23 protein-coding genes are annotated in these 21,815 nt (G+C 70.2%); 5 read left to right on the top strand and 18 right to left on the bottom strand.

The window, feature by feature from the left end:
• Position 1: 1 nt before the first annotated feature.
• The 5 genes from ACFUTX_RS10545 to ACFUTX_RS10525 are packed head-to-tail and all read right to left on the bottom strand — an operon-like array spanning position 2 to position 4,130.
• Entirely contained in the window at positions 2–1,021 is a 1,020-nt protein-coding gene (locus ACFUTX_RS10545) for a permease (protein ID WP_378863870.1), read from the bottom strand.
• Complete coding sequence (locus ACFUTX_RS10540) at positions 1,008–1,418, bottom strand: Fur family transcriptional regulator (RefSeq protein WP_378863867.1); 411 nt, start codon at positions 1,416–1,418, stop codon at positions 1,008–1,010. The genes ACFUTX_RS10545 and ACFUTX_RS10540 overlap by 14 nt, the downstream gene beginning before the upstream one ends.
• A 41-nt stretch (positions 1,419–1,459) precedes the next feature.
• Positions 1,460–2,329, bottom strand: a complete 870-nt coding sequence (locus ACFUTX_RS10535; protein WP_378863864.1) for a metal ABC transporter permease — start codon at positions 2,327–2,329, stop codon at positions 1,460–1,462.
• Positions 2,326–3,144 (bottom strand): metal ABC transporter ATP-binding protein, encoded by an 819-nt coding sequence (locus ACFUTX_RS10530; protein ID WP_378863861.1) that lies wholly within the window; start codon positions 3,142–3,144, stop codon positions 2,326–2,328. Before ACFUTX_RS10530 ends, ACFUTX_RS10535 begins: the two co-directional genes overlap by 4 nt.
• Positions 3,141–4,130 (bottom strand): metal ABC transporter solute-binding protein, Zn/Mn family, encoded by a 990-nt coding sequence (locus ACFUTX_RS10525; protein WP_378863859.1) that lies wholly within the window; start codon positions 4,128–4,130, stop codon positions 3,141–3,143. Before ACFUTX_RS10525 ends, ACFUTX_RS10530 begins: the two co-directional genes overlap by 4 nt.
• Before the next feature lie 168 nt (positions 4,131–4,298).
• Between ACFUTX_RS10525 and ACFUTX_RS10520 the strand changes: the two genes are divergently transcribed.
• Positions 4,299–5,006 carry an alpha/beta fold hydrolase gene (locus ACFUTX_RS10520; protein WP_378863856.1) on the top strand — a complete coding sequence of 236 codons (708 nt, stop codon included), beginning with the start codon at positions 4,299–4,301 and terminating at the stop codon, positions 5,004–5,006.
• A 48-nt stretch (positions 5,007–5,054) separates the two neighbouring features.
• Here the strand turns inward: ACFUTX_RS10520 and ACFUTX_RS10515 are convergent, their stop codons facing one another.
• From ACFUTX_RS10515 to hisC, 5 genes are read right to left on the bottom strand one after another with little or no spacing between them, the layout of a single operon-like run.
• Positions 5,055–5,714: a GntR family transcriptional regulator gene (locus ACFUTX_RS10515; RefSeq protein ID WP_378863854.1), complete on the bottom strand. Its 660-nt coding sequence runs from the start codon at positions 5,712–5,714 to the stop codon at positions 5,055–5,057.
• A gap of 59 nt (positions 5,715–5,773) precedes the next feature.
• Positions 5,774–7,138, bottom strand: coding sequence for a dihydrolipoamide acetyltransferase family protein (locus ACFUTX_RS10510; RefSeq protein WP_378863851.1), 1,365 nt, complete (start codon positions 7,136–7,138; stop codon positions 5,774–5,776).
• Between the two features lie 14 nt (positions 7,139–7,152).
• Positions 7,153–8,118 (bottom strand): alpha-ketoacid dehydrogenase subunit beta, encoded by a 966-nt coding sequence (locus ACFUTX_RS10505; protein WP_378864639.1) that lies wholly within the window; start codon positions 8,116–8,118, stop codon positions 7,153–7,155.
• A 59-nt stretch (positions 8,119–8,177) separates the two neighbouring features.
• Positions 8,178–9,335, bottom strand: a complete 1,158-nt coding sequence (locus ACFUTX_RS10500) for a thiamine pyrophosphate-dependent dehydrogenase E1 component subunit alpha (protein WP_378863848.1) — start codon at positions 9,333–9,335, stop codon at positions 8,178–8,180.
• Positions 9,332–10,456, bottom strand: coding sequence for a histidinol-phosphate transaminase (gene hisC / locus ACFUTX_RS10495; RefSeq protein WP_378863845.1), 1,125 nt, complete (start codon positions 10,454–10,456; stop codon positions 9,332–9,334). The genes ACFUTX_RS10500 and hisC overlap by 4 nt, the downstream gene beginning before the upstream one ends.
• Before the next feature lie 109 nt (positions 10,457–10,565).
• Here hisC and ACFUTX_RS10490 point away from each other — a divergent pair, with 109 nt between their 5' ends.
• Positions 10,566–10,958, top strand: coding sequence for a phage holin family protein (locus tag ACFUTX_RS10490; protein WP_378863843.1), 393 nt, complete (start codon positions 10,566–10,568; stop codon positions 10,956–10,958).
• On the opposite strand, the gene ACFUTX_RS10485 is transcribed toward ACFUTX_RS10490, so the two are convergent.
• Both ACFUTX_RS10485 and ACFUTX_RS10480 read right to left on the bottom strand, forming a co-directional pair.
• The gene (locus ACFUTX_RS10485) at positions 10,912–12,297 is read right to left on the bottom strand and encodes a hypothetical protein (RefSeq protein ID WP_378863840.1); all 1,386 of its coding nucleotides are present in this window, start codon (positions 12,295–12,297) and stop codon (positions 10,912–10,914) included. The genes ACFUTX_RS10490 and ACFUTX_RS10485 overlap by 47 nt on opposite strands.
• A complete protein-coding gene (locus ACFUTX_RS10480) occupies positions 12,294–12,569 on the bottom strand; it encodes a hypothetical protein (RefSeq protein WP_378863839.1) in 276 nt (91 codons plus the stop codon). The genes ACFUTX_RS10485 and ACFUTX_RS10480 overlap by 4 nt, the downstream gene beginning before the upstream one ends.
• Positions 12,570–12,787: 218 nt before the next feature.
• On the opposite strand from ACFUTX_RS10480, the gene ACFUTX_RS10475 reads away from it, so the two are divergent.
• On the top strand, positions 12,788–13,198 hold the full coding sequence (locus tag ACFUTX_RS10475; RefSeq protein ID WP_378863836.1) for a hypothetical protein: 411 nt from the start codon (positions 12,788–12,790) through the stop codon (positions 13,196–13,198).
• A gap of 111 nt (positions 13,199–13,309) precedes the next feature.
• Here the strand turns inward: ACFUTX_RS10475 and ACFUTX_RS10470 are convergent, their stop codons facing one another.
• Positions 13,310–13,660: a hypothetical protein gene (locus ACFUTX_RS10470; protein ID WP_378863833.1), complete on the bottom strand. Its 351-nt coding sequence runs from the start codon at positions 13,658–13,660 to the stop codon at positions 13,310–13,312.
• 214 nt (positions 13,661–13,874) lie between these two features.
• On the bottom strand, positions 13,875–16,526 hold the full coding sequence (locus ACFUTX_RS10465) for an ExeM/NucH family extracellular endonuclease (RefSeq protein ID WP_378863830.1): 2,652 nt from the start codon (positions 16,524–16,526) through the stop codon (positions 13,875–13,877).
• A 176-nt stretch (positions 16,527–16,702) separates the two neighbouring features.
• On the opposite strand from ACFUTX_RS10465, the gene ACFUTX_RS10460 reads away from it, so the two are divergent.
• Positions 16,703–17,209, top strand: a complete 507-nt coding sequence (locus tag ACFUTX_RS10460) for a low molecular weight protein-tyrosine-phosphatase (protein ID WP_378863828.1) — start codon at positions 16,703–16,705, stop codon at positions 17,207–17,209.
• Positions 17,210–17,245: 36 nt separating this feature from the next.
• Positions 17,246–18,646, top strand: coding sequence for an adenylosuccinate lyase (purB, locus tag ACFUTX_RS10455; protein ID WP_378863825.1), 1,401 nt, complete (start codon positions 17,246–17,248; stop codon positions 18,644–18,646).
• Between the two features lie 43 nt (positions 18,647–18,689).
• Here the strand turns inward: purB and ACFUTX_RS10450 are convergent, their stop codons facing one another.
• From ACFUTX_RS10450 to ACFUTX_RS10435, 4 genes are all read right to left on the bottom strand, one after another.
• Entirely contained in the window at positions 18,690–19,019 is a 330-nt protein-coding gene (locus ACFUTX_RS10450; RefSeq protein WP_378863823.1) for an amino acid transporter, read from the bottom strand.
• Complete coding sequence (locus ACFUTX_RS10445; protein WP_378863820.1) at positions 19,016–19,726, bottom strand: acyl-CoA synthetase; 711 nt, start codon at positions 19,724–19,726, stop codon at positions 19,016–19,018. Before ACFUTX_RS10445 ends, ACFUTX_RS10450 begins: the two co-directional genes overlap by 4 nt.
• A gap of 106 nt (positions 19,727–19,832) precedes the next feature.
• Positions 19,833–21,218 carry a pyridoxal phosphate-dependent decarboxylase family protein gene (locus tag ACFUTX_RS10440; protein ID WP_378863817.1) on the bottom strand — a complete coding sequence of 462 codons (1,386 nt, stop codon included), beginning with the start codon at positions 21,216–21,218 and terminating at the stop codon, positions 19,833–19,835.
• Positions 21,219–21,307: 89 nt separating this feature from the next.
• Complete coding sequence (locus tag ACFUTX_RS10435) at positions 21,308–21,691, bottom strand: PPOX class F420-dependent oxidoreductase (RefSeq protein WP_378863814.1); 384 nt, start codon at positions 21,689–21,691, stop codon at positions 21,308–21,310.
• Between the last annotated feature and the right edge of the window lie 124 nt (positions 21,692–21,815).

The following is a 21,815-nucleotide window of genomic DNA, read 5'->3' as shown; positions in this document are numbered from 1 at the left end:
GTTACGCAAGGAGGTTCACCGCCGTCCCGATGGCGAAGGCCGACACGATGACCACCACGACGATCCCGGCGATCGTGCGGGTGGTGAACGTGGTGCGCATCAGCGCGATCATCTTCACGTCGACGAGCGGTCCGACGAGCAGGAACGCGACGATCGCGCCCGGGGTGAAGGTCGAGGCGAACGACAGCGCGAAGAACGCGTCGACGTTCGAGCAGATGGCGACCACCATCGCGAGCGCCATCATCGCGATGATCGACAGCGCGGGGTCGGACCCGATCGCGACGAGCGTCTCGCGCGGCACCAGCACCTGCACGGCGCCCGCCAGCGCCGAGCCGATGACCAGCGCCGGCATGACGGCCCGCAGCTCGATGACGAACTGCGCGAGGGTGCGCCGGCCGCGACCGCCGGGTTCGTGGGTCACCAGCTCGCACGTGTCGCGGAACCGGTCGGTGAGCAGAGCGTCGGGCGACGGATGCCGGCTGTAGAGCCATCCGATGAGGTTGGCGATCAGGTAGCCGCCGACGAGCCGCGCGACGAGGATCCCGTCGCTGAAGCCGAACGCCTGGTGAGTCGTGATGATCACGATCGGGTTCACGATGGGCGCGGCGATCAGGAACGTCATCGTCTCGGGCACCGTGAACCCGCGCATCAGCAGTCCGCGGGCGAACGGCACGTTGCCGCACTCGCACACCGGCACCAGCATCCCGAGCAGCGACAGCACGGCACGGCGAGCCCACGCGCGCCGAGGCATCCATCGCTCGATCACGCCCGGCGGAACCCACACCTGCACGACGATCGACAGCACCACGCCGAGGATGACGAACGGGAGCGACTCGATGAGGACGCTGATCGCGAGCGTCAGGCCGTCCTGCGCGCGGGTGGGCAGCGAAGCCGGGAACAGTGCGGGAGCGAACGCGTCGATCGCGAAGAGCGCCGCGACGACCGCCGCACCGATCGAGAGCGCGACGAGAGTGCGGGCCGTGCGCGACGGCGCGGCGGGACGGACCTCAGTCCGGGTCACGCTCGTCCTGGGCGGCTGCGCACGTGGCGCACAGCCCGAAGATATCGACGATGTGCGCGGCGTCGCGGAACCCGTGGCTCTCGGCCGTGCGCTTGGCCCACTGCTCGACGTCGGTCGCCTCGATCTCGACCGTCAGCCCGCAGTTGCGGCAGATCAGATGGTGGTGGTGGCCCGTGCTCGTGCAGGCGCGGTAGAGAGCTTCGCCCTCGGGGCTCTGCAGCGAGTCGGCGTCGCCGCGGGCGGCGAGCCCGGCCAGCGTGCGGTAGACGGTGGCGAGACCGATCCCCGTGTTCTCGTCGCGCAGCATCGCGTGCAGCGACTGGGCGCTCACGAAGCCGCGGGCGTCGGCGAGCGCCTCGCGCACGCGTTCGCGCTGCCACGTGTTGCGCTGGACCATGCCGGGGAGTCTACCGGCGGGGCCTGGACGGTTCCCGGGCGTCATGCGCCGACCGGCTCGCGGACCACCCGGCCGCGGCGGGCGCCGATCACGCGGCACACGAGATAGATCACGAACGAGATCGTGGTGATGTACGGGCTCACCGGCAGCGTGCCCATGATCGCGAGCAGGATGCCGCCGACCGCCGACACCAGGCCGAAGACGGCCGCGAGCACCGGCACCGACAGCGGACCGGTCGCGATGCGCATAGCCGCCGCGGCCGGCGTGACGAGCAGGGCCATCACGAGGAGGGCGCCGATGATGTGGACCGCGACGGCGACGACGAGACCGAGCAGCAGCATGAAGGCGAGCGACACCGCGGTCGTCGGCACGCCGCGGGCGGCGGCGGACTGCGGGTCGAGCGAGTCGAACCGGAGCGGCCGCCAGATGAGCAGCAGGCCGAGCAGCGCGACCGCGCTGATCGCGATGAGCCAGCCCAGCTGCCCGGACTGCACCGACACGATCTGCCCGGTGAGCAGGCTGAAGCGGTTGGCGCTCCGCCCGTCGTAGAGCGACAGGAACAGGATGCCGAGGCCCAGCCCGAACGGCATGAGCACGCCGATGATCGAATTGCGGTCCCGCGCGCGTGCGCCGAGCCACCCGATGAGCGCGGCGGCGATGAGCGAGCCGACGATCGATCCCGTCACGACGTCCACACCGATGAGGAGCGCCGCCGCCGCACCGGCGAACGACAGCTCGCTGATGCCGTGCACCGCGAACGCCATGTCGCGCTGCATGACGAGCACGCCGATCAGTCCCCCGACGAGACCGAGCACGGCGCCCGCCCACACCGAGTTCGAGACGAGCAGCAGGATGTCGCCGTAGACGGGAAGGCCGCCGAACATGGCATCCCAGACGTCGTCCCCGTTCATTCGTGGTCCTCGTCGTGGTGATGGTGGTGGGATGCCTCGGCATCCGGTGCGCCGACGACGACCAGCCGGTCGCCGGCCCGCAGCACGTAGACGGGGGCGCCGTAGAGCTCACTGAGGGTCTCGGACGTCAGCACCTCGTCGGGGGTGCCCAGCGTGAACCGCCCGTTGGCGAGGTAGAGGATGCGGTCGACGTTGCTGAGTACGGGGTTGATGTCGTGTGTGACGAGCAGGACCGCGGCATCCTTCTCTCGTCGATGACGATCGATGAGACCGATGACGGCCTGCTGGTTGGCGAGGTCGAGGCTGGTGAGCGGCTCGTCGCACAGCAGCAGCCCGGGGTCGTCGGCGAGCGCCTGGCCCGCGCGCAGGCGCTGCTGCTCACCGCCGGAGAGCTGCCCGACCGGGCGGTCGGCGAAGTCGTCGGCGCCGACGGCGTGGATGAGCGCGTCGACCTTCGCGGAGTCGCCGCGGCGGGGGATCGGCGGCCCGAACCGGTGACCCGAGACCCCGAGCGTGACGAGGTCGCGGCCGCGCAGTGCCGTGTCGGGCGGAAGCGGGCGAGACTGGGGCAGGTAGCCGATGCGGCGGCTGCCCTTCGTGCGCACCGGCTCGCCGAGCACGGTGATCGACCCGCCGCTGAGCGGCTCGAGTCCGAGGATGGCCCGCAGCAGGGTCGTCTTGCCGGAACCGCTCGGTCCGAGCACGGCGATCAGCTCGCCGGCCCGGACCGTGAGGTCGAGTCCCGCCCAGAGCTCGCGGTCGCCGCGCCGGAGCGAGGCATCCCGGATCTCGAGAGCGACGGGCGCGGTGGTCACGCGTCCAGCGCGTCCCCGAGCGCTTCGACGTTCGCCTGCATCCACGAGATGTAAGTCTGGCCCTCGGGAACGGTTTCCGAAAACGCGAGCGTCGGGATGCCGCGGCCGTCGGCCTCGCCGACGATCTGCGCGGTCTCGGCGCCCGCGGTCTGCGTGTTGGTGATGACGAGGGCGACGTCGCCGCTCTCGATGAGGTCGATGGCTTCGAGGAGGGTGGCGGGCGGGACATCCTGCCCCTCCTCGACCGCTTCGCTGAACGCCTCGGGAGTGACGTTCTCGAGGCCGGCCGCCTCAAGCAGGTACGCGGGGACCGGCTCGGTGACGAACACGCCCGTACCGCCGTGCGCGGCTTCGATCTCGGCCAGGGACTCTTCGAGCCCCTCGACCTCTGCGGCGAACGCCGTAGCGTTCGCAGTGAAGGCCTCGGCGTCGTCGGGGCTCAGCTCGCCGAGCTCGACGGCGATCGCTTCCGCGACATGGGCGACGGTGTGCGGGTCGTACCAGACGTGCTCGTTGAACCCCTCGATGTGGTCGTGGTCGTGCCCGTCGGCGTCGTGGTCGTGCGCGTGGTCTTCCTCGGCCTCGGCGTCGTGCCCCTCGTTCTCGGGGTAGGCGTGCGAGTACTCCACCGCTGTCACGACCGGGACGTCGATGCCGGCCGACTCGATCATCCCGTCGATGAACCCGTCGTAGCCGCCGCCGTTCTCGATCACGAGGTCGGCCTCGGCGACCGAGAGCTGGTCGCGTGCGCTCGGCTCGAACGAGTGCGGGTCCTGCGACTCGTTGGTGACGATCGACGTGACGTCGACGAGGTCGCCGCCCACCGCCTCGGCGATCTGCCCGTACACGTTGGTCGAGGCCACCACCGAGATCGCGTCGTCGCCCGACTGCTGTCCCCCGGCAGCGTTGCCGCTCGCGCAGCCGGCGAGGACGAGAGCGGAAGCTGCGGCCAGGCCGGCGTACGAGAGGCGGTGGTGGCGGGTCATGGCTCCACCCTACGGGTATTGATAATCGTTCTCAAATCCGGTCGGTCGACCGGGGCGCACGCGACGCGATGGCTTTTTGAAGTCGCCTGCTTCCCCGGGGAATACTGCATGCAATATATTGCGTTACATCCAGCGAGCCGGAACGGCTCTCCAGGGAAAGGAACGGACATGAGCGACACCACACCGATCAAGAACGTCGTGCTGGTACACGGCGCCTTCGCCGACGGCTCCGGATGGAGGGGCGTCTACGACAACCTCACGGCGCGCGGATACCGCGTGTCGATCGTGCAGAACCCGCTGACCTCGCTCGCCGACGACGTGGCGGCGACGACGCGAGTGCTCGACCTGCAGGATGGTCCGGCCATCCTCGTCGGTCATTCGTGGGGCGGCACCGTCATCACCGAGGCCGGAACGCACGAGAACGTGGCAGGGCTCGTCTATGTCTCGGCGCTCGCGCCCGACGCCGGCGAGAACACCGCCCAGCAGTACGAGGGGTTCGCACCGACGCCCGACTTCGTCATCGACGTCGGCGCCGACGGGTTCGGGTATCTCAACCCGGACGCCTTCAAGGCCGGATTCGCGGCGGACACGACGGATGCCGACGCGGCCTTCCTGCGTGACTCGCAGGTGCCGATCAACATGTCGGTGTTCGCGACGCCGGTCACGAACGCGGCGTGGCGCGACAAGCCGAGCTGGGCCGTCATCGCCACCGATGACCGCGCCTTCGACCAGGCGATGCTTCAGCACATGGCGACCCGCATCGGGGCGCAGATCACGAATGTTCCCGCCAGCCACGCGCTGTACGTGACACAGTCCGCCGTGGTGGCGGACGTGATCGCGACCGCCGCGGAGAACGCGCTCGTCGCGGTTCGCTGAGACCGGTCCCGGCCGGCCCTAACCTCGGCCGGCCGGGAGAGCGTCTCGCTAGGACGCGCCGTCGTTGTTGAGCGGCAGGCTGTGCCAGGTGTGGAAGGCCAGCTGCGCGGCGCCTTCGGCGTCACCCGCAGCGCACAAGTCGATGAGTCGGGCGTGCCGGTCGGCTGCAGCGAACCGGTCGACGGACACGAAGCGGTGGACCTCCGCTCGGCGGAGCACGGGCGTGTACAGCTCGAGGACCGCGTTCAGTGCGGCGTTGTCAGCTGCGGCGACGAGCACGCCGTGGAACTCGTCATCTGCGGCGACGGCGGCTTCGGAGTCGCCCTCTTCGATCGCGGCGGTGAAGCGCTCGTTGGCGCTTCGCATCTGCTCGAGCCGATCGGCGTCGAGAGTCGGGACGCCTGCTCGCGCCGCGAGTTCGTGCATCGCGGCGACGACGTCCCGGGCACCGCGCACCGCGCTCTCCTCGACCACCGCGACGGCGGTCGACCTGCCGGGCTGCGCGACGACCAGGCCGCTCTCGCCGAGGCGGAGGAGAGCTTCACGCACGGGGGTGCGGCTGACGCCGAGCCACTCGGCGAGGTCGCCGTCGCGGAGGCTCTCACCGGGAGCGAGCGTGCCGTCGACGATCGCGTCGCGCAACTGCCGGTAGACGTCGTCGCGCAGAAGCGATCGGCTCTTCTTCGGCGACGCGGCGGGGATCGGCATGCAACATATTGCACACACGCCCGACCGGCGAGTCAAACGCGCGCGCGTGTGGCGAGGGTTCAGTCGAGCAGCAGCGCAGGCTCTTCCAGGATCGAGGCGACGTCGGCGATGAAGCGCGACATCCCGTCGCCGTCGATCACGCGGTGATCGAAAGAGCCCGCCACCGTGGTGACCCAGCGCGGCCGCACTTCACCGTCGACGACCCAGGGCTTCTGCCGGATGGTGCCGAGGGCGACGATGCCGGACTCGCCGGGGTTGATGATCGGGGTGCCCGCGTCCATCCCGAAGACGCCGATGTTGGTGATCGTGATGGTGCCGTGCTGCTGATCGGCCGGGGTGGTGCGGCCTTCGCGTGCGGTCAGCGTGAGCTTCTCGAGCGCGCGGGCGAGGTCGCGCATCGAGAGGTCTTGCGCGTCCTTGATGTTGGGAACCAGCAATCCGCGAGGAGTGGCCGCCGCGATGCCGAGGTTCACGTATCGGCGCACGCGGATCTCCGCACCGCCGTCGGCGTCGACCCACGCGGCGTTCACCATCGGGGTGCGACGCACGGCCCAGATCACGGCGCGCGCCATGATCAGCAGCGGGGAGACCTTGATGTCGGCGAAGTCCGGCGAGGCCTTCAGCCGCTTGACCAGTTCCATCGTGCGGGTGGCATCCACGTCGGTCCACACCGACACGTGCGGCGCCGAGTAGGCGGACTGCACCATGGCCGACGAGGTGGCCTTGCGCACACCCTTCACCGCGATCGTCTCTTCGCGAGGATCGGCTTCCGGAGCAGCGGCGGGGGTGACGGATGCCGCGGCCGGCGCCGGGGGGACGGGAATCGTCTCTTCGCGCACGTCGCCCCAGGCGGGGGTCTCGATGTTGCGGAAGACGCTGGCCTGCGAGGCGCGCTTCACGACGTCGTCGCGGGTGACCTCTCCCGCGGGCCCGGTGGGCTCGACGCTGGCGAGGTCGACGCCGAGGTCGCGGGCGAGCTTGCGGATCGGCGGCTTCGCGATGACGCCGACCGAGGACTGGACGCGCTGCCGGGGGGTCGTCGCGACCGGCTTGCGCCGACGGGATTGCACCGGGCCTCCGGTGCCGTATCCGACGAGCACCGCGCCCTCGCCCTCGGGCGCGGGGGCGTCGGCAGGTGCGCCGTGCTCGGTCTGCCCGACGGTCGCCGGGCCCGCGGCATCCGCTGTCGACGCGATCGTGATGATCGGCGCACCGACGTTCACCGTCGCACCCTCGGCGGCGAGCAGTTCGCCGACCGTGCCGGCGAAGGGCGAGGGCAGTTCGACGAGGGACTTCGCCGTCTCGATCTCGACGAGGACGTCGTTGACGGCGACCGCGTCGCCGGGGGCGACGTGCCACAACACGATCTCGGCTTCGGTAAGACCCTCGCCGACATCGGGCAGGACGAACGTCTGCGTGCTCATGCGGACTCCTTGGGTCAGTAGGCGAGGGCGCGGTCGACGGCCTCGAGGACGCGGTCCGCGTCGGGGAGGTAGGCGCCTTCGAGCTTCGCCGGGGGGAAGGGCAGGTCGAAGCCGGACACGCGCAGCACCGGCGCTTCGAGGGCGTAGAACGCCTTCTCCATGACGGTCGCCGCGACCTCGCTGCCGAGGCTGGTGAAGCCGGGGGCCTCTTGCGCGTAGACCATCCGCCCGGTGCGACGCACCGAATCGAGGATGGGTCCGTAGTCGATCGGCGAGAGGGATCGGACGTCGATGACCTCGCAGCTCGTGCCCTCGGACTCGGCGAGCGCCGCCGCCTGGAGCAGTGTCGTCACCATCGCTCCGTGACCGACGAGCGTGACGTCGGTGCCGCGGCGGACGATTCGGCTGGCGTGAAGGGGCAGCGCGGGGGCCGACGTGTCGACCTCGCCCTTCTGCCAGTACTTGCTCTTCGGCTCGAGGAAGATCACGGGGTCGGGGGAGGCGATCGCGTGCTGGATCATCCAGTAGGCGTCGTTGGCCGTGGACGGGCTGACGACCCGGAGCCCGGGCGTGTGGGTGAAGTACGCCTCGGGGCTCTCCTGGTGGTGCTCGACGGCGCCGATGTGGCCGCCGTACGGGATGCGGATGACGACGGGCATCTGCAGGACACCCTCGTGCCGGTTGGTCATCTTCGCGAGCTGCGTCGTGATCTGGTCGAACGCCGGGAACACGAACCCGTCGAACTGAATCTCGACGACGGGACGGAATCCGGCCATCGCGAGGCCGATCGCGGTTCCCACGATGCCGGACTCGGCGAGGGGGGTGTCGAGGACGCGACGGTCGCCGAACTCGGCCTGCAGGCCTTCGGTCACCCGGAAGACCCCGCCGAGGCGGCCGATGTCCTCGCCCATGAGGAGGACGTGGTCGTCGGCGGCGAGCGCGGCCCGCAGCCCGGCGTTGAGGGCGCGGCTGATCGGCATGGTGACGGGCGCGGTCGCCGTCGTCGCCTCGGGCCCGCGTACTGTGGTGGTCGTGGTGCTCACGCGGCGCCTCCTTGGAAGGATGCTTCGTAGTCGGCGAGCCAGCGGCGCTGCTCTTCGACCACGGGGTGCTGCTCGGAGTAGACGTGGGTGAACATCGAGTCGGCCTCGATTCCGCCGAGGGCGTTGGTGCGGGTGCGGACGTCATCGGCGACGGCCTTCGCCTCGGCGTCGACGTCGGCGAAGAAGGCGTCGCTCGCCCCCTGTGCCCGCAGATAGGTCGCGAGTCGCGCGATCGGGTCGCGGCGGCGCCACGACTCCTCTTCGTCGGAGGTGCGGTACTTGGTGGGGTCGTCGCTGGTCGTGTGGGCGCCCATGCGGTACGTCATCGCCTCGATCGCGCGCGGCCCGAGTCCCGACCGCGCCTCATCGAGCGCGACCCGGGTGACGGCCCAGCTGGCGATCACGTCGTTTCCGTCGACCGGGATGCTCGGCATCCCGTACCCCTCGCCTCGCTTGTATAGCGGCGCCCGGGACTGCGTGGCAACCGGGACGGAGATCGCCCACTGGTTGTTCTGCAGGAAGAAGACCTCGGGTGTGCGGTAGCTCGCGGCGAACACCATGGCCTCGTGCACGTCGCCCTGGCTCGACGCCCCGTCGCCGTAGTAGACGATGACGGCCTCGTCGCGGTCGAGGTCGCCGGTGCCGCAGCGCCCGTCGAAGACGAGGCCCATGCCGAAGCCCGTGGCGTGAAGGGTCTGCGCCCCGAGCACGAGCGTGTAGATGTGCGTGTTGCCGTTCTTGGGGTCGGTCGGGTCCCACCCGCCGTGCGTGAGGCCGCGCATGAGCCGGATGATGTCGACCGGGTCGACGCCGCGGATCCGCGCCACGACGTGCTCGCGGTACGACGGGAAGAGGTGGTCCTGCGGGCGGGCGGCGCGGGCGGAGCCGACCTGCGCGGCCTCCTGCCCGAAGCTCGGGGGCCAGAGCGCGAGCTGACCCTGGCGCTGCAGGTTGGTGGCCTGCACATCGAAGGCGCGGATCACCGCCATGTCGCGGTAGAAGCCCTCGAGGTCGGCGTCGCTCAGCCTGTCGACGAGCTCGCGGTACGGCTCGGCGGCGGGCGAGGGGGTGAACGACCCGTCCTCGGCGAGGAAGCGGACGACGGACTCTTCGGGTCCTGTCGGCGAAGGGACGGCGGGGTCGGCGAAGGTCATGACTGCACCCCCGCCCGCGCGCCGCGATGCCCCGAGGGGAGGTCGCGCACGGCTTGGGCCGCGATCGCCAGCACCTTCTCGACGGACTCCTCTTCGCCGATGGAGATGCGGATGCCGTCGCCGGCGAACGGTCGGACGATCAGCCCCGCATCGTCGAAGGCCTGCGCGACCGCGAGCGTCTCGTCGTGCGCGGGGAGCCACACGAAGTTGCCCTGGGCCTCGGGAACGTCCCAGCCGGCGTCGCGGAGGCCGGACGCCACGCGGTCGCGCCGCTCGGCGATCGCGCGGACCCGTTCGAGCAGCTCTTCCTCGGCGTCGAGGCTGGCGAGTGCGGCGACTTCGGCCGGAGCCGTCACCGACAGCGGGATGCTGGTGGTGCGCGCCGCGTCAAGGATGCGGGCGTGGCCGAGCGCATAGCCGACGCGGAGCCCCGCCAGACCGAACGCCTTGGAGAAGGTGCGGAGCACGACGACGTTGGGGTGGCGCCGTGCCGAGAGGATGCGGGTGCCGTCGACGGCGGCGGGGTCGGTGACGAACTCCGAGTAGGCCTCGTCGAGCACGATGAGGACGTTCGAGGGAACCTTCTGCGCGAAGGCGTCGAACTCGTCCTGGGTGACGATCGGTCCGGTCGGGTTGTTCGGGCTGCAGACGATGACGACCCGGGTGCGGTCGGTGATCGCCGCGGCCATCGCGTCGAGGTCGTGCCGGTAGTCGTCGGTGAGCGGCACCTGGACGGCGGACGCGCCCGCGACCACAGCGAGCCACGGGTAGGCCTCGAACGAGCGCCATGCGTAGATCACCTCGTCTCCGGGGCCCGACGTGGCCTGCACCAGCTGAGCGAGGATCGAGACGCTTCCCGCCCCGATGTGCACGGCGTCGACGTCGAGGCCATACCGCTCGGCGAGGCGCTGACGCAGGCGGCCGGCCGAGGCATCCGGATACCGATTCACCGCGGTCGCCGAGGCCTGCACTGCTTCGAGCACGCCGGGAAGAGGGTCGAACGGGTTCTCGTTGCTCGACAGCTTGAAGGCATCCGCCCCCGCCTGGCGGCCCTGCTTGTAAGCGGGCAGCGCGGCGATCTCGGGCCGGACCCTGATGGGAATGTCGGAGTCGTCGGTCACCCTGCCGAGTCTACGAGCGGGTCGAGCGCGGGCGTGAGGATGCGTGGACGTCCGAACACACGCCCCGTCGTCCTCGCACCGGGGTCGGCGGCGTGCCAAACTGCGCACTATGCGCTTCGTCATTCGCGTCGTCATCAACGCGTTCGCGATCTGGGTGGTCACCCTGATCACGGCGCTGCAGGTCACGATCATCCCGTTCCCGCCGGGCGAGACGCTCCAGCTCGTGCTCACGCTGCTGCTCGTGGCCGCGATCTTCGCCCTCGTCAACACGTTCATCGGCACCGTCATCAAGGTGCTCGCTTTTCCGCTGTACATCCTGACCCTCGGGCTCATCGGGCTCGTGATCAACGCCTTCCTGTTGTGGCTGACGGCGTGGATCACGAGTTTCTGGAGTTGGGGCCTGCGGGTCGAGGACTTCTGGCTCGGCCTCGTGGCGGCGGTCATCATCTCGCTCATCAACTGGGTGTTCGGCATCTTGCTGCGACCGCAGCGCAAGGACTGACCGTTCGCTCTTCGCGCACCGCGGCGTATTCGACCACGTCGACCTCGACGGCGGTGCCGAGTTCAGCGAGAACCTGCCTGACGCCGCCGACTCTCGGGTCGGACGACGCGTCGACGAGGGCAGCCGTCTCGGCGTAGGCGCTCATGCGGTGCGCCGGCACCGTCCCGTCGTGCAGCCCGGCGGCGGGGTCGGCTTCGCGTTCGACGACGAAGCTGCCGGGTGCGCCGACGGGGGCGACGTGTCCACCCCCCGCGAGGGCTGCGACCGGGTCGTCGGTGTGGCGCACGCCGACGCTGAGGGTCGAGCGGCCGACGTCGGCTTCGACCGGCGACCCGAACGACACGAGGGTGCGTGTGTCGTACCCTTCCTCGATCGCCACATGCGCCGCGATCATGGCGCCTTGCGAGTGGCCGAAGGCGTGGACGGTGTCTCCGGGCCGCGCCCCCGCGGCGGCGAGCGCCGCGGTCGTCGCCTGGTACGAAGCCGACCGGTTGCCCGTGTAGAGCTCGGCGTTCGAGCGGTTGTCCCACGCGTCCTTCCCGCCGACGGCGGCGCTCTGCGTGCCGGCGACGTAGAGGGCGTACTGTCGCGAGCCGTCGGGCATCGTGTAGCGCTCGACGCGTACCCGGGAGTCGCCGGCTCCCGGCATCCGCTGCGTGACGGCGGCGAGGCTGGTCGGGCCGCCCGACGTGCCCGTGGCGGGCGCGACCGGGACCAATGTCACGTCCGGAGGGGAACCGCGCAGCCGGGCGCCGGCGCTGATCCTTCCCGAGCCGGTGAGCCCCGCCGCCGCCGCCATGCCGAGGGTCGCGAGCCCGAGCGAGGCGCCTCCGATGATCGCCCCTTCGGGGCCGACCTCGTCGCCGGCCCAGTAGCCGATCTCGGTGGCCTGGCGAGTGAGGTCGGATGGCCACATGACCGTCCGCTCGAACTCGGCGCCCATCGCGTCGAGCTCGGCGTCGGGGTGTCTCGCGCGTAGCGCGGCCCGAGCGGCATCCAGCTCGGCGACCGCCTCGCGGTCACCTGCGAGGACGGCGGCCCGGTGCTCGGCGTTGAGCTCGACGAACTCGTAGATCGCGGCCGCCTCCCGCAGTGCGGCCGCGATGCGGTCCGCTTCGTCGAACGCGTCGCGCAGCTGCGAAGAGAGGGCGGATGCCGCGCTCGCCGCCTCCCATGCGGCGTCTCGCTCCACCAGCAGCATGTTCTGCAGCGCCCCGAGCCGGGATCGGATGTCGTCGAGCTCAACGCCCGCCGTGGCGAAGCGCGCAGCGGTGTGACGGAGGGTCGTCGTGTCGACAGCGACCGCACCGCCCCCGATGATCTCGATATCGGCGGTCACCAGCACCCCGCCGTTCGCAGCTCGGCGGCATCCCTCGCCCGCGCGGCGGCGATGCGCGCGGTCTCGGCGGTGCACACGAGACTCGACACGGCGCCTGCCCAACGCTCGGACTGCTGGTGGAACACCTCGGCCGCTCGCGCCCGCCAGTCCGTCGCGGCGGCGAGTCCCCGCGCGTGCGCGGCGGCGTCGGTCAACCGCTCACTAAGCAGGCTCAGCTCCCGCGCCACGATGTCGAGCTGAGCCGCCGTCGCGTTGGCCGTGTCGTTCGTCATGCCCCCAGGCTCCCGCGGGGATCGCCCGCGGTCCGCAGAAACCGGGCGCACTGTGCACTTCCGCCGCAAGGGGCCGTCATGTGAAGGAAGTGGCCGCGCCAGCCCATCCGTCGGGAGGGAGGCCGCGGCGCGAATGTCGAACTTATCCACAGATTGACCGGCTATCTCTTGCGCGGCCGCGCTGCCCGACAACACTGAGGTTGCTTCTTCTTGGAGGGATGATGACGGCCTGTGGTGAACCAGCGCAGGGTCAGGATCCGGTCGACACAGCGACCGCCTTCGTGAACGAATACAGCGATTGGGCCCAAGACGGCTATCCGTCCCCCATTCCGGCAGCGCTCCTTGCTCGCGTGGACGACTCGATGCAGCGCGCGATCGAGGAGGACCAGCAGTGGCAACTTCAAGGGCACGTCCGGCACGAGGGCCCGACGCGCGTCGCGGAAGCGGTGCTGATTCAAGCCAGCGATCGACAGGCGATCGTCGCGGTGACGTTGGACACGAGCGACCTGAAGGTGCTGGCTGAGGGAGAGGCGACCTTCATGAGCGAAAAGAGGATGCATGTCACGGAGTTCATCCTCGAGAGAAGCGACCGTTGGCGGGTAGCCGACGCGCGAGGAGGCGAGCGATAACCGAGCGGGGGATCGCGCTGGGGCGACAATTGGGCGGCTGCCGGAGCATCCGCTTAGTCAGATCACGCGTACCGACTCGCCGCCTGCCGTAGCGCTGGCCATGAAGAGTGCCTAGCGGCCCATCGGCAGCGGCCCGTGCCACCCGATCGGCTCCGAGGTGCCCGCCAGCTGCTCGGCCCACGGCCAGGAGTGGAACTCGCCGACGCCGGACGGGTCCGTGATATCGCCGACCACCGCGGCTTCCGCGATCTCCTCGGGCGTTGAACCCTCGAACGCCCGCATCTCCTCACGTGCTTCATAGACACGGCCGGAAGGAGTGAACTCCGGTCGCTCGCGATAGATGACGACGGCATAGTGTCCGTCGAAGACGCCGCCTGCCACGTAGACGAAGGGCAGTACGGTGCCCTTCGATGCTTTCTCGATCTCCAGAAGGAAGCGCTCGCACCATTCGGTCTGGTCCACTTCGGGCTCCGTTCGCCGGTGAACGAGTTGCGGCCAGTGAACCCGACGTTCGAGAAAACAGGAGACACGCCGACGAGATGGCGGCTCGAGCGTCGCTTCGCGGGGTTTCTCCGAGATTCTCGACAAGCGGCACGACCGGGACCGAGCCCGTCCGCAACAGAACGAGAGAGGGGCGGATGCCGCAGCATCCGCCCCTCGAATCACCGGCCCCGGCTCACAGCAAGCCGATCAGGCCCTTCACCCCGACGATCACGTAGGCCTTGTCGGTCGCGGTGTTGCCCGCGGCGTCCGTGGCCGTATAGGTGAACGTGTAGACCGCTCCGTTGACCGCCGTGACGGTGAAGGTGCGGTCGTCGACCTGGGTGACCTTCGCCTTCGGCTTGCCGTCGACCGCGACATCCGTCAGCTCGACCGTCACGTCGCCGCGGTCGTCCTCGGCGTCGATGCGCACCCGGATCGTGCGCTCCTTGTTGTTCGGCACGAGGATGAACGACGGCACGGCGACCGCCTCGATGGTCGGCGCGATCGTGTCGGGCGGCGTGAGCTCGAGGCCCACGACGACCGGGTCGTGGTCGCTCGAGCGGTACGGGTCGGGAGCGAACAGCGCATCCTGCGCCGGCTGCTTGAACGACATGTCGTAGTCGAGCAGGCTCGGCTCGTCGGCGTTGATGTTCCACGGCGACGCGCCCGTCACCTCGGCGGCCAGCTCGGGCCCGGCGAGCGCGTGATCGAGATAGCCGTTCTGCCCGTCGAAGACGTAGCTGTAGGCATCCTCCCCCTCGTGCTCGAGGATCAGGTCGGTGTAGCCCTTCGCGACGAGCGCCTGGATCGGGTCTTCCTTGTCGTAGGCGTTCAGGTCTCCGATGATGAGCTCGCGTCCGACCGTGCCCTGGCCGGTGGGGTCGGTCGCCAGCCAGTCGGCGAGCGCATTCGCGGCGTTCGTGCGCACGATGTTGCACTCGCCCTGCAGCGGATCCGCGGCCTCTCCGGTGCACGCCGAGCCCTTCGACTTCAGGTGGTTCACGACGACCGTGAAGGCTTCGCCGTCCGCGTCCTCGAACGTCTGGGTGAGGCCCGGACGGTTGCGGTTGTCGAGCCAGCGCGGATCCTTCGCCTGGTTCATGAGTGCGAAGTCCCCGACCGGCGTCACCTCGGACGGCTTGTACATCAGCGCCGTGGTGATGACGTCGGTCCCGATCTTGCCGGTCGCGATGTAGTCGTAGACGTCGCTGCCGAGGTACTCGTTGAGCGCGGCCGTCAATGTCGCGAGCGCCTGGCTGTCGGCGTTGTTCTCGATCTCGATGAGGCCGAACACGTCGGCGTCGATCTCGGCGAGCGCGGCCACGATCTTCGCCTCCTGCCGCTCGAACTCCTCGACCGTGTTGGCGCCGCGGGCGATGTCGTTGTCGGCGTTCGTGTTCGGGTCGTCGAGGGTCGTGAAGTAGTTGAGCACGTTGAAGCTCGACACGGTCACGTTGCCGCCGACATCCGGAACCTCGGGCCGCGGGTTCGCGACCTCGAACGTCGCCCCCTGCGTCGGCTGGATGACGTAGCCGCCGAAGCGCTCGTCGAGCACACCCGTCACCTCGGTGACGAGGTCGCCGCCGCGGAACGTGTTCGTGAGCGTGAACTCCTCGCCGTTGGGGTGGATCGCGGGGTCGGGGTTCTGGCTGCTGCGCCCGTCGTCGATCGTGATGCGCTCGGCGAGGTTCGACTCCGCGAGCGCGGCCGCCCGCGGGTCGCTCGGCAGGTACACGGCCGTCGGGGTCGACTGGCGGGTCAGCCCGACATCGATCGTGCCGAACCGGCCGTACTCGAAGTATTCGAGGATCGCCAGGCTCTGCGGGAGGGTGACGTACATGCCCTCGAGCACCTCGCGCTGCTCCGGCGTGGCCGGGAGCGAGAGCTCGGCCGGCGCCGGCAGCTCCGCCCCCGTCGTGCACACCTCGATGTCGATGGCCGCGATCTCGGTCAGTCCGTCGAACTCCGTCACGACGCCCACGACGCTCACGACGTCGCCGACCGCCACGGCGTCGCCGCCGGGCGCGTAGACGAAGACGCCGTCAGAGGTGGCCGGGTCGCCGTCACCCGCGTCCTGCACGAAGTAGCCGTTGAAGCCCCCGGACTGGAAGTCGCCGACCACGGTGCCCTCGACGAGCACCGTCTCACCGGCCCTCGGCGACGCGGCGCCCGCTCCCTGCACCGACCCGATCGTCACGTTCTCGAGGTCGCAGCCGGCCGTCGGAGGGGGCTCCTCCTCGCCCTCGCAGTCCACGGCATGCGTGCCGAGGTCCGCGAAGGTGTCGATCGGGAAGCCGTCCCACTGGTCGGCGGGGGTGAAGGGGTTCGTGCCGTCGGTGTCGCCGACGCAGACGTTCGCCTGACGACGGAGCGAGGCATCCGCTGCCCCGGTGCTTCCCGAGCCCCACTCGGTGCCCGGATCGACGCCGATCTGACCGAAGATGTCGACCGCGGTGTCGCCACGGAACAGCGCGATGACGTCGTCGCCGTTGAACCAGTTGCCCGCCGTGATCTGGTCTCCGAAGGCCTTGAGCGCGTCGGAGGCCGACCCGTTCACGAGCACGAAGGCGTCGCCCGGGGCGACCGTGCCGCTGAGAGGGACGCTCAGCGTCGAGGTCGCCGAGCCGTTGAAGTACATCCGGACGGTGTACGCCGACAGGTCGACCGGCGAGCCGGTGGGGTTGTAGATCTCGACGGCTTTGTTGTTGCTCGAGCCTTCGACGACCTCGCTCAGCAAGAGCTCGGCCGGGGCTTCAGCGGCTGTCGCCGGTGGTGCGATCAACCCGGTCAGGGCGATGGCACCGGCAGCGGCGACGGCGACGATGGCACGGTGGGGACGGCGCACGGAACCTCCTGGACATGGAAGAAGGCCGGATCGGCCTTCCCCGCCACGCTATGGCAGAGGCATCCGCCTGGGAAGGCGCGCCGGAGGAGAGTTCGTTAACGTTCGGTGGCCACCCGCACTCCGCGTCTGTCTTCCCGCTCTTGGGCAGCGCTCGGTCGCACGTCAGAATGGTCTGCATGGCGGCGAGCACTGGGGATCCCTTCCGCGTGATCTTCGTGTGCACCGGCAACATCTGCCGCTCGCCGATGGCCGACGTGGTCTTCCGAGGATTCGCGGATGCCGCGGGCCTCGGCTCGCGCGTCGCCTCGACGAGCGCCGGCACGGGGGATTGGCACGTCGGCGAACGGGCCGACCAGCGCACCATCGAGGCTCTCGGGAGAGCGGGGTACGACGGCACGCGCCATCGCGCCCGCCAGTTCACCCAGACCGACTTCGCGCAGAGCGACCTCGTCGTGGCGCTCGACCGCAGCCACGAGCGAATCCTGCGCGGATGGGCGCGCAGCGAGAGCGACGCCGACAAGATCGCGCTGCTGCTGTCGTTCGACCCAAGCGCGAGCACTCTCGACGTTCCCGATCCGTACTATGCCGGGCCCGGAATGTTCGACGAGGTGCTCGGTATGATCGAAAGCGCGAGCCGGGCGCTCTTCCGGCAGCTCGAACCCGCGATCCGTCCGGTGCACTGACGCCGGCCTCGCCCCCTGCGTTCCGACGGGAGCCTCGTGACCTCTTCCCCCTCCGCCGCCGCCCTTCCGCCGCAGCCGCTCAGCCCGCTCGACGGGCGCTATCGGGCCGCCGTCGCCGGCCTCTCCGACTACCTGTCGGAGGCCGGGCTCAATCGTGCGCGGGTCGAGGTGGAGGTCGAGTGGCTGATCGCCCTCACCGGCCGGTCGCTGTTCGGCACGTCACCCCTGAGCGACGACGACAAGGCCCGCCTGCGTGCGCTCTACCTCGAGTTCGGCCAGGCCGAGATCGACTGGCTCGCCGAGAAGGAGGCGGTGACCCGCCACGACGTGAAGGCCGTCGAGTACCTCGTGCGCGACCGGCTGGCGGCGCTGGGACTCGACGCGATCGCCGAGCTCACCCACTTCGCGTGCACCAGCGAAGACATCAACTCCACCTCGTACGCGCTGACGGTGCAGCGCGCCGTCCAGCGGGTCTGGCTGCCGAAGCTGCGGGCCGTGATCGGCGCCCTCACCGAGCTGGCGGTCCGGCACCGGGATGCGGCGATGCTCTCGCGCACCCACGGCCAGCCGGCCACGCCGACGACGATGGGCAAGGAGCTGGGCGTGTTCGCGTGGCGGCTCTCGCGCGTCGCCGACCAGATCGAGTCCGGCGACTACCTGGCCAAGTTCTCGGGCGCGACCGGCACGTGGTCGGCCCACCTGGCGGCCGACCCCGACGTCGACTGGCCCGCGCTGACGCGCGAGTTCATCGAAGGCCTCGGCCTGGGCTTCAACGTGCTCACCACCCAGATCGAGTCGCACGACTGGCAGGTCGAGCTCTACGACCGGGTGCGGCATGCCGGCGGCATCCTGCACAATCTCGCCACCGACGTGTGGACCTATATCTCCATCGGATACTTCACGCAGATCCCGGTGGCCGGCGCCACGGGCTCGTCGACCATGCCGCACAAGATCAACCCGATCCGGTTCGAGAACGCCGAGGCCAACCTCGAGATCGCCGGCGGCCTGCTCGCGACGCTGTCTCAGACCCTGGTCACGAGCCGGCTGCAGCGCGACCTCACCGACTCCACGACACAGCGCAATATCGGGGTGGCGTTCGGCCACTCGCTGCTGGCGCTCGACAACCTGCAGCGCGGCCTGGGTGAGATCTCGCTCGCCGAAGACGTGCTGCTTGCCGACCTCGACGCGAACTGGGAGGTGCTCGCCGAGGCGATTCAGACGGTCGTGCGCGCAGAGATCGCCGCCGGCCGGTCGCAGATCAGCGACCCCTATGCCCTGCTCAAAGACCTCACGCGCGGGCGCCGGGTCGGCGCGACCGAGCTGGCCGAGTTCGTGCGCGGTCTCGACATCGGCGACGCCGCGAAGGAGCGCCTGCTCGCACTCACCCCCGCGACCTACGACGGGCTCGCGTCGAAGCTGGTCGACGAGCTCGGCTGAGGCGGGGCCGCCTTACCAGTCGCGTGAGCGGGCTGAGGGCGGCTCAGGCCTTCGGGTCGCCGGATGCCGCGGCATCCGGTGCCTCGTCGTCCTGATCGGGGAGCAGCACGGGCTTGTCGACCGTCTTCGTCACCTGCGCCGGGTCGACGGCCAGCAGCAGCAGCGACACGATCAGCAGCACGGCGATGAAGGTGACGCCGGCGACGATGAGCGCGAGCACGAGTGCCGGCTGCGTCTTCTCGGGGCCGCCTGCCTGGAAGAAGCCCATCGAGACCAGCGTGACGATCCCGGCGAAGGCCGCGGCGCCGAACGCCAGCCCGAGCAGCTGCACGGGCTTCATCAAGTCACGGCGGGTGGGGCGGTCGTCGCTCACGCTGAGTCCTTCTGCTGGGCGGGGACGGATGCTTCGCCCTCGGGGAGGGCCGGATCGCGGCGCGGTGAGAACCCGGCGATGCCGAGATACACGGCGACGATCGCGGCGTAGGCGCCGAACAGGCCGACGGCGATGGTGATGCCGGTGAGGGTGAGCGTCTGCTGCGCCTCTTCGATGGTGTACTGCAGCGAGTACCCGGCCGGAACGAGGGAGAGCCCGAGGGCGAGAAGCAGGCCCGCTGCGCCGACGACGACGGCGTCACGGCTGTCGGAGCGCGGACCCGGGTCGATCGCCGGGCGGGCGTCCGCGACGCCCGGAGCGATCTCGCGACGGGCGCGGGCACCGCGGAGCCCTCGGAGCCCCGCGATCAGTTCGAGCCCGCCGGCCACGACCGCCCAGGCGATCACGACCACGAAGAAGCCCGTCGTCGTACGGACCGGCGTCAGTCCACCGGCCATGCCCGCGACGAGAGTGACCCCGCCGATCGCGGCGGCCGGCCAGCGGCGCCCCGCCGGGTACACCAGCCACACCGCGAGGAGCAGCACCAGTCCGGACGCGATCGCGAAGCCGCTGAACACCGACATGCCCACGAGCGCCGAATGGTCGGGCGAGAACGTGATCATGACGGCGGCGAGCGCGGCGAAGGCGGCACGCGCGAGCTGCACGTGGCGCACGTCGAACGCGCGAGCGGAAGAAGCTGAGGTCACGACGGATTCCTGGCCGATCGGGAGGGACACTCCCAGTCTAGTTCCGGCCGCTGGAAGCCCCGGCCGTCCGCGAGATCGCCCGGGCGCGGCGCTCGACGCACGACCCTCAGGCGAGCGTGTCGAGCAGCTCGACCAGCAGCTCGTACGTCGTGAGCGGGCTGATGATCGCGAACCGCAGCACCGGCTCGCCGGCGTGGGAACTGGGCACGACGAAGGCTCGCTGCTCGTCGAGCAGGCGGTCCGACCACGCCTGGTAGTCGGCGGCGGTCCAGCCGTCACGACGGAAGACGACCACCGAGAGCTGCGGCTCGCGCACCAGCGACAGGCCGTCGCGCCGCGAGATCTCGTCGCCGATGCGGCGCGCGAGCTCGATCCCGTACGCGATCGTGGCGCGGTACTGCTCGGTTCCGTGCGTCGCCAGCGAGAACCACAGCGGCAGTCCGCGCGAGCGCCGGGTGAGCTGCACCGCGAGGTCGGAGGGGTTCCAGTCCGGCGAGTCGGTCAGCGTGTCGAGGTACTCGGCCTTCTGCGTGTGGGCCTTCAGCGCGAGCGACGGCTCGCGGTAGATCAGCGCGCACGCGTCGAACGGGGCGAACAGCCACTTGTGCGGGTCGACGATCACCGAGTCGGCGTGCTCCACCCCCGCGAACGCCGGCCGCACCTCGGGAACGAGCATCGCCGCGAGGCCGTACGCCCCGTCGACGTGCAGCCACACCCCGCGCTCCTTCGTCACGGCTGCGACGCCGGCGATGTCGTCGACGATGCCGAAGTTCGTCGTGCCGCCCGTCGCGACCACCGCGAACACCGCATCCCCGTGCTCGTCGAGCGCCCGGGCGACCGTGTCTCCGTGCAGGCGGCCGTTCGCGTCCGGCGCGGCCGTCACCACGTCGACGTCCATGACCTCGGCTGCCGACACGATCGAGGAGTGCGCTTCGCCGCTGCACACCACGATCCACCGCGGCGGGTTCGCACGCCCCGCCTCCGCGTTGCGTCGGCGCGCAGCATCCCGTGCCGTGACCAGGGCCGAGAGGTTGCCGATCGTGCCGCCCTGGACGAACACCCCGCCCGCGGTCGCCGGCAGGCCGAACTCGCGCGCGAGCCAGTGCAGCACCTCGTTCTCGGCGAACACCGCGCCGGCGCCCTCCATCCACGAGCCGCCGTAGATGGCGGATGCCGAGACCACCACGTCGAACGCCAGCGAGGCCTTGCTCGGGGCCGAAGGGATGAAGGAGAGGTATCCGGGATGGTCGGTCGAGATGCACGCCGGGGCGAGCACGTTCTCGAACAGGGCGATCGCACGGCGAGCGCCGATGCCGTCGGCGGTGATCGATCCCGACGCCAGACGCGCGAGATCGTTCGGACGCATGGGCTTGTCGAGCGGGATGTCCTCGTACAGCGCGCGGCGACGCGCGTACTCGAGCACGTCGTCGACGGTGTGGCGGGTGTCATCCGAGATCGCGTGCATACTCTCGGGATTCGAGGGGGTGGTCATCTCTGCTCCACGGGTCGGGCCGACTCCTCACGGTAGGCGGCGCCGACCCCGACGACAAGCCGAGCGGATGCCTCGCCCCCGCATCCGCGTCAGTCGGCGTGTCTGAACCCTGCAGATCCGAGCACGCGCTCGACCGTCAGCTCGAGGGCGACCCGCTGCGGGTTCTCGCGCGGCGTCCGATAGCGGGCGGTGTACAACGCGACCGCGTGGGCCACGGCATCCGGATCGTCTTTCACCACGGCCGGGCCCTCGAACGTGATCCAGCGCATCCGGTCGACGGAGCTGATGGTCGCCCGGCCGGTGCGCGCGGCGTTGACGAACTTCTGCGTGCCGCGGGTGCCGATGACCCGCACGATCCCGTCCTCGTAGGTGAAGCCGACCGGCACCGCATGGACCCGGCCGTCACGGCCGACGGTCGACAGAATGCCGAGGTGGTACTCGGAGAGGAACGCCAGCGCATCGGGAGTCAGCACGCTCCCAGCCTGTCACGACGAGACCTCAGGGGATGCCGGGCCGAATCGGTCAGGATCGGAGAAGCACCGGCCGCGCGGCCCGCGTAGCGTGACGTTCACGAGTCGAACACCAACCGGAGAGCGT

The sequence above is a fragment of the Microbacterium sp. NPDC057407 genome (genome assembly GCF_042803895.1).
Lineage (GTDB): Bacteria > Actinomycetota > Actinomycetes > Actinomycetales > Microbacteriaceae > Microbacterium.
Note: the sequence above shows the minus strand (reverse complement) of the source record. Positions and strands in the feature narration are given on the sequence as shown.